The 10,398-nt window shown below is 64.3% G+C and carries 12 protein-coding genes; 5 read left to right on the plus strand and 7 right to left on the minus strand.

Annotated features, from left to right (window positions below; all coding sequences use genetic code 11):
- Window positions 1-559, minus strand: a 559-nt coding sequence (locus VKM35_RS04280) for a tRNA threonylcarbamoyladenosine dehydratase (protein WP_414636552.1), incomplete at its 3' end; no start/stop codon positions are given.
- Between the two features lie 111 nt (window positions 560-670).
- Between VKM35_RS04280 and VKM35_RS04285 the strand changes: the two genes are divergently transcribed.
- Both VKM35_RS04285 and VKM35_RS04290 read left to right on the plus strand, forming a co-directional pair.
- Window positions 671-1,126 (plus strand): glycine zipper 2TM domain-containing protein, encoded by a 456-nt coding sequence (locus tag VKM35_RS04285; RefSeq protein WP_324318714.1) that lies wholly within the window; start codon window positions 671-673, stop codon window positions 1,124-1,126.
- Between the two features lie 121 nt (window positions 1,127-1,247).
- On the plus strand, window positions 1,248-1,646 hold the full coding sequence (locus VKM35_RS04290) for a hypothetical protein (RefSeq protein WP_324318716.1): 399 nt from the start codon (window positions 1,248-1,250) through the stop codon (window positions 1,644-1,646).
- On the opposite strand, the gene VKM35_RS04295 is transcribed toward VKM35_RS04290, so the two are convergent.
- Window positions 1,634-2,476 (minus strand): alpha/beta fold hydrolase, encoded by an 843-nt coding sequence (locus VKM35_RS04295; RefSeq protein ID WP_324318718.1) that lies wholly within the window; start codon window positions 2,474-2,476, stop codon window positions 1,634-1,636. The genes VKM35_RS04290 and VKM35_RS04295 overlap by 13 nt on opposite strands.
- A gap of 280 nt (window positions 2,477-2,756) precedes the next feature.
- On the opposite strand from VKM35_RS04295, the gene VKM35_RS04300 reads away from it, so the two are divergent.
- Together VKM35_RS04300 and VKM35_RS04305 are read left to right on the plus strand one after the other, a co-directional pair.
- Window positions 2,757-3,881, plus strand: coding sequence for a M35 family metallo-endopeptidase (locus VKM35_RS04300; RefSeq protein ID WP_324318720.1), 1,125 nt, complete (start codon window positions 2,757-2,759; stop codon window positions 3,879-3,881).
- A 123-nt stretch (window positions 3,882-4,004) separates the two neighbouring features.
- Window positions 4,005-4,493, plus strand: a complete 489-nt coding sequence (locus tag VKM35_RS04305) for a DUF456 domain-containing protein (RefSeq protein WP_324318722.1) — start codon at window positions 4,005-4,007, stop codon at window positions 4,491-4,493.
- Between the two features lie 44 nt (window positions 4,494-4,537).
- Here the strand turns inward: VKM35_RS04305 and VKM35_RS04310 are convergent, their stop codons facing one another.
- Complete coding sequence (locus VKM35_RS04310) at window positions 4,538-7,036, minus strand: ABC transporter permease (RefSeq protein WP_324318725.1); 2,499 nt, start codon at window positions 7,034-7,036, stop codon at window positions 4,538-4,540.
- Entirely contained in the window at window positions 7,033-7,746 is a 714-nt protein-coding gene (locus VKM35_RS04315; protein WP_414636553.1) for an ABC transporter ATP-binding protein, read from the minus strand. Before VKM35_RS04315 ends, VKM35_RS04310 begins: the two co-directional genes overlap by 4 nt.
- Before the next feature lie 19 nt (window positions 7,747-7,765).
- Between VKM35_RS04315 and VKM35_RS04320 the strand changes: the two genes are divergently transcribed.
- Window positions 7,766-8,428 (plus strand): arylesterase, encoded by a 663-nt coding sequence (locus tag VKM35_RS04320; protein WP_324318727.1) that lies wholly within the window; start codon window positions 7,766-7,768, stop codon window positions 8,426-8,428.
- Between the two features lie 39 nt (window positions 8,429-8,467).
- Here VKM35_RS04320 and VKM35_RS04325 read toward each other — a convergent pair whose 3' ends face one another.
- The 3 genes from VKM35_RS04325 to VKM35_RS04335 all read right to left on the minus strand — a co-directional run bounded on the left by VKM35_RS04325 (window position 8,468) and on the right by VKM35_RS04335 (window position 10,176).
- Window positions 8,468-9,190 carry an oxidoreductase gene (locus VKM35_RS04325; RefSeq protein ID WP_324318729.1) on the minus strand — a complete coding sequence of 241 codons (723 nt, stop codon included), beginning with the start codon at window positions 9,188-9,190 and terminating at the stop codon, window positions 8,468-8,470.
- Window positions 9,191-9,203: 13 nt separating this feature from the next.
- Window positions 9,204-9,836 (minus strand): glutathione S-transferase family protein, encoded by a 633-nt coding sequence (locus tag VKM35_RS04330; protein ID WP_324318731.1) that lies wholly within the window; start codon window positions 9,834-9,836, stop codon window positions 9,204-9,206.
- A 103-nt stretch (window positions 9,837-9,939) separates the two neighbouring features.
- Complete coding sequence (locus tag VKM35_RS04335) at window positions 9,940-10,176, minus strand: hypothetical protein (RefSeq protein WP_324318733.1); 237 nt, start codon at window positions 10,174-10,176, stop codon at window positions 9,940-9,942.
- Window positions 10,177-10,398: the final 222 nt, after the last annotated feature.

Raw genomic sequence — 10,398 nt, forward strand, 5'->3', positions numbered from 1 at the left:
TGTTCTTCGGAAAGTTGAATTCGCTACGCAATTTCTTGCGCACCAGCGCCAGCAATGCGTCGTGTTCGGTGCGGGAAAGATCACGGACCCGCACCTGGGTTGCATCGGTGCGGCCGCCCGCGGAACCGGACACCACCAGCGGCAGCTTGCGTCGCCGACACCAGGCGATCAGCTCGACCTTGCTGCGGAAACTGTCGCAGGCATCGACCACGAGGTCGTAGCCGCGATCGAGCAATTCGCCCAGGTTCGACGGTGTGAGGAAACTGGCGATGACTTCGACGCGTATCGCCGGATTGATCGCACGGCAACGCTCGGCCAGCACCTCGGCCTTGCCGCGACCATAATGTCCATCGAGTGCATGCAACTGCCGATTGGTGTTGGACACGCAGACATCATCGGCATCGATCAGGGTCAACGCGCCGATTCCGCTGCGCGCCAGCGCCTCGACCGCCCAAGAGCCGACACCACCCAACCCGACCACGCAGACATGCTTGCGCGAAAGCCGCGCCACACTGCCCAGCCCATAAAGCCGATCGACGCCGGCGAAGCGTTCTTGCATTGAGGATTCCATCCGGCAATTGTAATGGCCGGGTGAGCATCGCGGGCACGGGTCGGTGTTTGTTCAGCCGCCTCTGTTAGGGTCGCTGCACTTATTCGCCGGAGAACATCCATGAAATTCCGTCTTCTCGCCTTCGCCGTTGTCGGCGCCACGCTGGCCGCCTGCGCCTCGCAACCCTCGCCCGGCTACGGCCGTGCTTCGGCACCATCCGCGCCACCGATGGCGGTGCGCTGCCTGGATTGCGGTCGCGTCGAGGCGATCGAAACCGTTTATGGCGCACGCCAGAACACCCGCACCGGCGCCGTGCTCGGCGGCATCGTCGGTGGCGTGGTCGGCAACCAGGTTGGCAAGGGCGACGGCAAGAAAGCCGCGACAGTCGCCGGCGTGGTCGGCGGCGCGATCGCCGGCAATGCGATCGAGAACAAGCGCAACGAGCAGACCTACAACATCACCGTGCGCATGGAAGACGGCCGATTGGTCGTGATCAACCAGAACACCATCTCGCCCGAACTTCGCCAGGGCTCGCCGGTGCGCGTGACCGGCAACCGCGTGGTCCTGCTCCGCTAGGCAAAACGGCCGCGATGCCACTGAGTGCATCGCGGCCACCTCAAGCAACAATCCAGGCCGCAATTCCGGACGACGGAAGCGCCATGTTATCTTCGGCGCGGATATTTCCGGAGTCCTGCGCATGCGTTCATTGATTCTCGCCCTGATCGCCCTCGTCGTCGGCGCGGTCGGCGCCCTTATCCTGGTGAATGCGTTGAATCGCGGCACTTCCTATCAGGATGGCGTCATGACCGTGATCGGCGCGCAGAAAAAAGCGTTGGACCTGAGCATCAAGCAGAACCGCTGCGCGCCGACCGACATGGTGCCGCGCCTGCAGACGCTGCGCTTCGTCGCCAACGACATCGAGCCTGCCTTCGAAGCCATGCAGGGCGACCAGCAATTCAGCCGCTATGCCGGCGATCTGCGCGCCGCCGCCGACGGCGCCCTGATGACGCCCCCGGCGAGTTGTGCTGCCGCCGAAGCTGCGCTGTCCAAGATCGACAAGGCCTGCGACAGCTGCCACCGCGACTACAAGAACTGAGTCGTCGCCCAGTCGAAAACCGTTTGCGCAATCGCTTCCGGCCGCTTCATCCAACGGAAATGATCTGCGCGTTCGCCAAGACGCTCGTCATCGAATAACTCGTTGCTGTGCGCGCCCGCACCGAGTTTGTCGAACAGGGCCGCCAGTGAGGCCGCCGGCGCCAGCCAGTCGTCGCTGAAGCGGATGCCTAACGCGGGCTGCCGCAACCGCTTCATCGCTATTTCGATATCGCCCGCCAACCCAACCTCGTGATAGTCGCCGCGCCGGACCGTGCCGGCCCATTGCCGCATCAAGGTCGCCGCTTCGCGTCCTGCCCAGTCCAGTCGATCGCCGGGAAAATAGCCGAACAATCGCGTGAGCGGCGGGATCAATCGCGCGAAAACGTTGATGCCGATGTGATATTTCCCGGTGAACGTCCGTGCATGCGGAACACCCGTGGCGACTAGCAGCAAGCCGATGAAATCCTGCGGTTGCAACGCTGCCGCCAGCACCGCGAGTTGACCACCGAGACTATGACCGCCGACCAGCCAGCGCCGCTCCGGCGCTGCCAGCTTCGCCGCCGCAAGACTTGCGGGAATATCCGAGTGCAGCAATTGCCGATAGCCCCAATCGTCGCGCCGCGATGGCCGCAGCGAACTGCTGTCGTTGCCGCGCCACTCGTGTACCGCGACGGTGACGCCGCGCGCCGCCAACGACTGCGCCCAGGCTTCGTATTTCCGCGCAGGAACCCCCAGTGCCGGAAGCCAGAGCAGGGCCAGTGGCGTCGATGGCGTCAGCCACAGGCGGGTCAACCAGCGATGGCCATCGTCGGCGTGTGTCGGCAGATCCATTGCATCTCCGAAAAATCGCGACGTCCCGGACGCGGACAACGGCGGGCGACAGAAGCACCCAGAATACCTGCAGCGAACCCCAGATCTGCCAACAGGTGGCCATCATCCGGGGTGAATCCGCACCCGGGCTGACCCTACCCTGTGGTCACTGCCGGTCGAGGCTGGTCACGACCCGCCCTCTGTGGCAACGCAACGTGCGAAGGCGATCACACTTCGCTATGGTCGGGCATCCGGACCGGGTTCCGGACTTTTGCCACTTCCATCATTTGAGGGGAAACGCATGTCGAATACTGCACGGAATGTCCTGCTCGTCGCCGGACTGGTCGCTGTCGCGGGTACCGCGTTCGCCGCACGCCAGGGCATTGAACGCGGACCTGGCGTTCTGGAAAACCCGGTGCGCATAGGCATGTTCGCCGACAACAGCGGCCGCCAGCCGTTTCTGGGCACGGTCGAGTTCAAGATCACCAACACCAGCAGCGAAACCCTGCGCATCCCCTACTGGCAGCTGCCCTCAGGCCAGATCAATTCCGACGTCTTTGAAATCTACCGCGGCGGCGAGCGCGTCGAATACACCGGCGCGATGGTCAAGCGTGGCGCGCCGCTCGACGAAGACATGGTCATCCTGCAGCCGGGCGAAACCAAGGTCGTGAAGGCTGATCTGGCTACCGCCTACGACCTGTCGAAGACCGGCGAATACGACGTGCGCTTCAAGTCCTACCTGCAAAACGCCAGCACCGCCCGTGGCATCGCCATCGCGCGCAACAACGGCGGCTTGGCGACCATTGAATCGGCACCGCTGCGTCTGTGGGTGGATGGCGCCAGCGTGGTCAACAGCCTCAAGGCCGGCAATGCTTCGATCCAGGCCAAACCGGCCCCGGCAGCCACCTGCACCGGCGGCACCTGTTACGAATCGTGCTCGGCGACCCGCCAGACCCAGCTCGTCACCGCGCTGAATTCGGCCCGCGTTTATTCCGAGGATGCCAAGAACTACCTCAACATCGGCACCGTCGGCGCGCGCTACCTCACCTGGTTCGGCGCGTACACCAGCGGCCGCTACGGCACCGCCAAGCAGCATTTCACAGCGATCGACACTACGCTCGACACCAAGCAGATGACCTTCAACTGCAGCTGCACGACCAAGAACACCTACGCCTACGTCTATCCAAACCAGCCGTACCGCATCTACGTCTGTGGCGCGTTCTGGGCGGCCCCGAACACCGGCACCGATTCCCGCGCCGGCACGATCATCCACGAGACCAGCCATTTCGACATCGTCGCCAATACCGACGATGTGGTCTACGGCCAGGCCGGCGCGAAGAACCTCGCCCTGACCAACCCGACCGATGCGCTGCGCAACGCCGACACCCACGAATACTTCGGCGAGAACAACCCGCACCAGAACTGATCGCCGCGCCTCGCGATCAAGGAAACGGCCCGCTTCGGCGGGCCGTTTTTTTCTGCACGGGAAAGCATCCGCCCGGTAACCTAGCCAAGTAGACCCCGCCGGCGTTGAGACCAACCTGAGACGATGGACAGCCATTTCCTGCTTTACCTGATTTCCGGCCTGCTGATCGTGATCGGCTTGGCCGGCATCATCCTGCCGGCTCTGCCCGGCCTGCCGGTGATGTTCGCGGGCATGTTGCTGGCGGCCTGGACCGATGATTTCAGCAAGATCGGCTTCTGGACCCTGCTCCTGCTGGGGCTGCTGACCGTCATCGCCCTGGCTGTCGACATCTTCGCCTCGCTGTTCGGCGCCAAGCGCGCCGGCGCCTCGAAGCTGGCCTTGTTCGGTGCCGCCATCGGTACCCTGGTCGGTTTGTTTTTCGGCATTCCCGGCATTCTTCTCGGCCCGTTTCTCGGCGCAGTCATCGGCGAGTTGATAGCCGGCAAAGCCTGGCGCGAAGCCTCGAAAGTCGGCTTCGCCACCTGGCTGGGATTGGCGATCGGCACCGCGCTCAAGCTCGCGCTGGCATTCGCGATGCTGGGGATATTTGCGATCGCGCTGCTCTGGAATTGAGTTGCCGGCACAGCTTCATCAGCGAAAAAGACACGCCTGTCGAATCACTCCTGCAACTCCCGCAACGTCACCGACGGTGGCGCGCGCAACACGCGCCGCGTCGCCAACATGCCGGCGACCATCGCCGCGAGCATGCCGAGCACGCTGCCGATCAGCAGCATCTTCCAGTCCGGCGACCAGGGCAGATCGAACACCTTTTTCGCGACCACGCCAGCCAGCGCCATCGCCGCGATCGCCGCCGTGACGCCGGATAGCAGTCCGATCGCCGCGAATTCCGAGGCCTGCGCCAGCAGCAATTGCCGGCGGCTGCCACCAAGCACGCGCATCACCGCACCTTCGAGCAGGCGCTCGTCCTGCGACGCGCTCACCGATGCCAGAAGCACCAGAATCCCGGCGACGAGTGAGAAATAAAACACCGCTTCCACCACCAGCGACACCTGATCGACCGTGCTGCGGATCTGTGCGATCACCGCATCGATGTCGACCACGGTCAGATTCGGAAATCGCTCGACCAGGGTATTGGTGAAACCTGTCTGCGTACTCGACGCATGCACCGCACCGATATAACTGGCCGGATAGCCATCCAGCGAACCCGGCGAGCCGATCACGAAAAAATTCGGCTGGAAGCTCTGCCAATCGACCTTGCGCAGGCTGGTGATCTTCGCCTCGTAGCGCTGCCCGGCGATATCGAAGGCGACGCGCTCGCCGAGCCTCCAGTGCAGCGTCGTCGCCAATTCCTGTTCCACCGATATTTCCGGTGTCGCGCTACCGCCTGCCGACCAGAATTTTCCGGCGGTGACTTCGTTGTCGGCGCGCAGGGTCTTCGCGAAGGAAAGATTGAATTCGCGTTCGGCGAGGCGTTTGGCGCGATCGTCATCGGTGTAGTCGGCGCCGCTGGCAGGCTTGCCATCGACTTCGATCAGGCGCCCGCGAATCATCGGATACAGCGTCGGCGAAGCCACGCCCAACTTCTTCAGCGCGTCTGTGATCGGCGCGACCTGCTCGGGCTGCACGTTCACCAGAAAGCGATTCGGTGCATCCGCTGGCAGCGCCTGCTGCCAGCGCGACAACAGATCGGTGCGCACGAAGGTCAGCAGCAGCAACACCATCAGGCCCAGGCCCAGCGAAGAAATCTGCGCGACACTGGCGCCGGCGCGGCGGCTGACATTGGCCAACCCGTAACGCCACGGCCCGTGCAGGCGCGAACGCAGACGCCGCACCAATGCAATCAGCGCGAACGCGAGCGTCGCCAGCACCGCGAGCGTCACCAGGATGCCGATCAGCATCGCCGTGCCCAGTGCCGGCGATCCAGCCTTCCACCACAACAGCATCGCCAATCCGGCCAGACCCACCGCGCCCGCGACCCAGGCGCTCGGTTCGCCGACATCGAGATCGCGGCGCAATACCAGAAGGGCCGGTACACGCCGCAGCGCCAACACCGGTGGTACACCGAAGGTAAACAACACCGTCAGGCCGACCGCGAAACCCTCGAATGCCGGCCGCCAACCCGCCGGCGGAATCGCCAAACCAAGACTCTGCGCCAGCCAGGCACCCGCCACCGATTGCAACGCGAGCGCACAGAGCACGCCGACAGCGCTGCCGATCACGCCGAGCATCAGCAGTTCACCGACATGGATGCCGACCAGCGTGCGCTGGCTCGCGCCCAGGCAACGCATCACCGCGCTGCCGGCCAGATGCCGCGCGCTGTGTCGACGCGCCGCCATCGCGACCGCTACTGCAGCGAGTACGACCGAAACGAGCGCCGCAAGCCCGAGGAATCGTCCGGCACGATCCAGCGCCGAGCGAATTTCCGGGCGCGCATCGGCGACGGTTTCCAGACGCTGGCCGCGACCGAGATGCTGCTTCGCCGTCGCGAGAAAGCTTTCCACCGCCGACGGCTCACCGGCGACGATCAATCGATAGGTGATACGGCTGCCTTCCTGCTCCAACCCGGTGGCGGGCAAATCGGCGAGATTGAGAAACACTTTCGGGCCAGTGCTGAAAACATCGAGCGCCGCGTCCGGCTCCTGCGTCACCAGCGCCGTCAATGTCAGTGTCGACGCGCCGACGTGCACTGGATCGCCGATCTTCGCTGCCAACGCCTGCGCGCCGGCACGCGACATCCACACGCTGCCGCGCGCGGGGATCGAGTGCGCGATGATTTCCGGCGCATTCGCCGCCATCTGCACATGAAAATTTCCGCGCAACGGAAACCCGGCACCGATTGCACGGACATCGCCCAGCTTCAAGGCTTCGCCAACGCGAACCATGCTCGGGAATCCGCGCGTCTCGGTCTGGCGCAGACCAGGAATGGCCGCAGCAGCTCGCCAGCTATCGGACAGCGGCTCGTCCGCGCGCAGCACTGCATCGCCACCGAGCAAACGGTTCGCCTCCATCGCCAACCCGCGTTCGGCGCGATCGGTGAGAAAGCCGACCGCCGATACTGCCATCACCGCGAGCAGCAACGCCGCCAGCAGAATGCGGATTTCACCTGCGGCAAGATCACGGCGCAGTTGCCGCCAGGCCAAGCCAGGAATCCTCACGCGCTCACCAGACGGCCGGCCGCGAGTCGCAGCACGCGGCTGCAGCGCGCGGCGAGTCTTTCGTCATGCGTGACCAGCACCAGCGTCGTGCCGTGCTGGGCGTTGAGTTCGAACAACAGGTCGACGATCGCGCGGCCGGTGTCGGTATCGAGGTTGCCGGTGGGCTCGTCGGCGAACAACAGGTCCGGCTCGGTGACGAAGGCGCGCGCCAGCGCCACGCGTTGCTGTTCGCCGCCGGAAAGTTGTCGCGGATAGTGTTCGAGACGCTCGCCAAGGCCGACGCGCTCAAGGATTTTTTTCGCGGGAGCCTGCGCATCGCGATCGCCGCGCAACTCCAGCGGCAGCATCACGTTCTCGATCGCGGTCAGCGCCGGCAACAACTGGAAACTCTGGAACACGAAGCCGACTTTCTCGCCGCGAATGCGCGCGCGCCCGTCTTCGTCCAGCGCCGAGAGCACGATGTCGTCCAGGCTCACGCTGCCGGTGCTGGGCAGGTCCAGGCCAGCCAGCAGGGACAGTAAAGTGCTCTTGCCAGAACCCGAGGCGCCGACAATCGCCACGGCTTCGCCCGAACGGATGGTAAAACTGACATCGGCGAGGATGGTGAGCTCGTGATCGGGCAGGCGCACCCGCTTGCCCAGACCTGCGGCGGTGAGCGCGCCGGCGCCGACACTTGAATGCGGGGGCGATGCCGCCATGGATGAGGTCATGTTCTCAGGAGCCTTGGGTATGAAATCAGTACATGGAGTCTGGTCGGGCCTGGTTCAACGCGGCGTCATGGCCGGGATCGTCTTCCTGTCCATGATGGCTCATGTGCAGGCGGCGCCGCCCGCAGCCACAGCCGCGAAAACCGTGTTGGTGATGGGCGATTCGCTGTCGGCCGGCTATGGCCTGAGCATGGCCCAGGGCTGGGTGACGCTGACCGCCGAGCGCATGAAGACCAGCCATCCCGGCTGGCGCGTGGTCAACGCCAGCATCAGCGGCGAAACCAGCGCCGGCGGCGCTTCGCGCGTCAAAGCCGAGCTCGCGCGGGTCAAACCGGCGATAGTGGTAATCGAACTCGGCGCCAACGATGGTCTGCGCGGGCTGTCGCTGGTCCAGACCCGCGGCAATCTCGAAACGATGATCCGCGCTGCGCAATCGTCGAAAGCCAAAGTGCTGCTGATCGGCATGCGCCTGCCGCCGAACTTCGGTCCCGAATACACGCATGGCTTTGAAGAAAATTATGCGGTGCTTTCGAAGCAGTACAAGACGACTCTGCTGCCCTTCCTGCTCGCACCGGTCGCCGGCGACCGCGGCAATTTCCAGGACGACGACCTGCATCCCACTGCCGCGATGCAACCAAAGCTGCGCGACCATGTCTGGGTGGCGCTGGCACCGTTGCTGAAATAATTCCGCAGCGCGACGCAGAATATTCGACCAGCAAAAACCTCAGCGCGCCGAAGCCGGCACCTTCAGCTCTTCGCTCAAGGCGAGAATCGCATCGTGCTCGTGCACGAATTTCCCGGGCTCGCTACGTTCGCTGAGCACAACAATGGCGCGGGCGACATCCAGCGCTTCGACGGCGCGGTAGCGGCGCAGCTTGTTGCCAAGCATCAACACGTTGGTCGCCGGCGCCAGCGCCTGCATCACCGCTTCGCCGGGGCGCCGTTCGTTGCGCGCGCCCAGCAACAGGCCGGGTTGCAGGATGTCGAGGCGCTCGAAACCGATATCCGCGAGCGCGTCCTCGACCTCGCCTTTCACGCGCAGATAGAAATTGCCCGACTGCCGGCTGGCGCCGACCGACGACACCAGGATCGCGCGGCGCGCGCCGAGGTCGAAGGAAAGCTTGGCCAGGCGCAGCACCAGTTCGCGGTCGACGGCGATGAAGGCTTCGCGCGAACCCGCGGTCTTGATCGTCGTGCCCAGGCAACTGATGTAGACGTCGAGCGCTGCGCCGGCGAGACGATCGCTGACCTGCGCATACAGTTCGCCATCGGCGGCGCGATCAGCAAGCGCAGCGACAATCGCCGCGACACGTGCCTCACTGATCGGCAACGTCCGTCGCACCGGCGCCAGCACGCGGCCGTTCCATTCGCGATCGGCCAGCCGCTGCCGCAGCACATCGCCACCGACCAGACCGGTGACGCCCGCCAGCAGGATCTGCGTGGTCATGCGCGTCATGCGTCTAGGTCCAATCCGTCAGCCCTTCGCGGGCATAGACTTCCTTGAAGGAAGGCCGCGCCTTCATGCGTTGCGCATGCGCCTGCAGCGCCGGCCAGCTGTGCGCGGGCCGTGGCATGTTGCGCGACCAGCGCATCAGCATGGTCATCATGAAATCGACGGCGGAAATTTTTTCGCCAAGAATATAAGGGCCATTCGCTTCGATGTGCTGCGCGACGCGCGCCCAGGCCGCTTCGATACGTTGCCGCGCCTGTTCCTTCGCCACATCGATGTTGGCTTCGCCGGCCGGCTCGGTCGGATAGAACCAGGCGCGATACGCAGGCTGCAGCGTATTGGCCATGAAAAACATCCACTGGTAGTACGAGGCACGCGCCGGAGTGGCGATGGCGGGTGCGAGCGCCGCAGCAGGATAGCTATCGGCCAGATGCAGCACGATAGCGGCAGACTCGGTGATGACCTGGCCGTCGACGACCAACGTCGGCACGACACCGGCAGGATTGATCTTCAGGTACTCGGGGGATTTTTGTTCGTTGCGGTCGAAGTCGAGCTTGGCCAGTTCATGCGGCACGCCGAGTTCGATCAGCAGCCAGTGCACGACCAGGCTGGCGGTACTGGGCGAGTAATGCAGAGTAATCATGCGACCTCCCGGGAAAGGCCCCAGCATAAGGGCATCGCCGGGGAAAAACCCCAGGCCGAATGGCAGGGGTTGTTGGCACCGCCCTCGTACTCGCAGCGCGCGCTCAGTGTCGGATCTTGTGCCGGGTCTTGGACTTCCGGCCGCTGCCATGCGGCTTGCTGGCGTTCCCGGCTTTGGAAGCCTTGGCGGCTTTCACTGGCGCCTTCTTGCCGGCAGCCGCCTTCGGAGGCACGGGCACGGCGGCAGGAGGCGCATCACCGATGATCGACTTGACCGGACAGACCGCGAACACCGGGCACTTGCGGCAACCGACCGCGATGGCAACAGGACAAAGGATCATGAGTGCGATGCTCCGGTGGAAAGCCCAAGCTTACTAGCTTGCCGAGAGCAGACTCATACCGCCTCAGCGACTGGCGGCACTCCCGTGGAAAGCCCAAGCTTACTAGCTTGCCGAGAGCAGACTCATACCGCCCCAGCACAAAAAGAAATCCGTCATCCCGGCGAAAGCCGGGACCCATTGAAAAGATCACCATGGGTCCCGGCTTTCGCCGGGATGACGGAA

The sequence above is a fragment of the Arenimonas sp. genome (genome assembly GCF_035312645.1).
Lineage (GTDB): Bacteria > Pseudomonadota > Gammaproteobacteria > Xanthomonadales > Xanthomonadaceae > Arenimonas.

Bases quoted from the DNA above. Each gene is read 5' to 3' on its own strand.
- VKM35_RS04285 (WP_324318714.1), top strand. From the start codon at position 671: ATGAAATTCCGTCTTCTCGCCTTCGCCGTTGTCGGCGCCACGCTGGCC.
- VKM35_RS04290 (WP_324318716.1), top strand. From the start codon at position 1,248: ATGCGTTCATTGATTCTCGCCCTGATCGCCCTCGTCGTCGGCGCGGTC.
- VKM35_RS04295 (WP_324318718.1), bottom strand. From the start codon at position 2,476: ATGGATCTGCCGACACACGCCGACGATGGCCATCGCTGGTTGACCCGC.
- VKM35_RS04300 (WP_324318720.1), top strand. From the start codon at position 2,757: ATGTCGAATACTGCACGGAATGTCCTGCTCGTCGCCGGACTGGTCGCT.
- VKM35_RS04305 (WP_324318722.1), top strand. From the start codon at position 4,005: ATGGACAGCCATTTCCTGCTTTACCTGATTTCCGGCCTGCTGATCGTG.
- VKM35_RS04315 (WP_414636553.1), bottom strand. From the start codon at position 7,746: ATGACCTCATCCATGGCGGCATCGCCCCCGCATTCAAGTGTCGGCGCC.
- VKM35_RS04320 (WP_324318727.1), top strand. From the start codon at position 7,766: ATGAAATCAGTACATGGAGTCTGGTCGGGCCTGGTTCAACGCGGCGTC.
- VKM35_RS04325 (WP_324318729.1), bottom strand. From the start codon at position 9,190: ATGACCACGCAGATCCTGCTGGCGGGCGTCACCGGTCTGGTCGGTGGC.
- VKM35_RS04330 (WP_324318731.1), bottom strand. From the start codon at position 9,836: ATGATTACTCTGCATTACTCGCCCAGTACCGCCAGCCTGGTCGTGCAC.
- VKM35_RS04335 (WP_324318733.1), bottom strand. From the start codon at position 10,176: ATGATCCTTTGTCCTGTTGCCATCGCGGTCGGTTGCCGCAAGTGCCCG.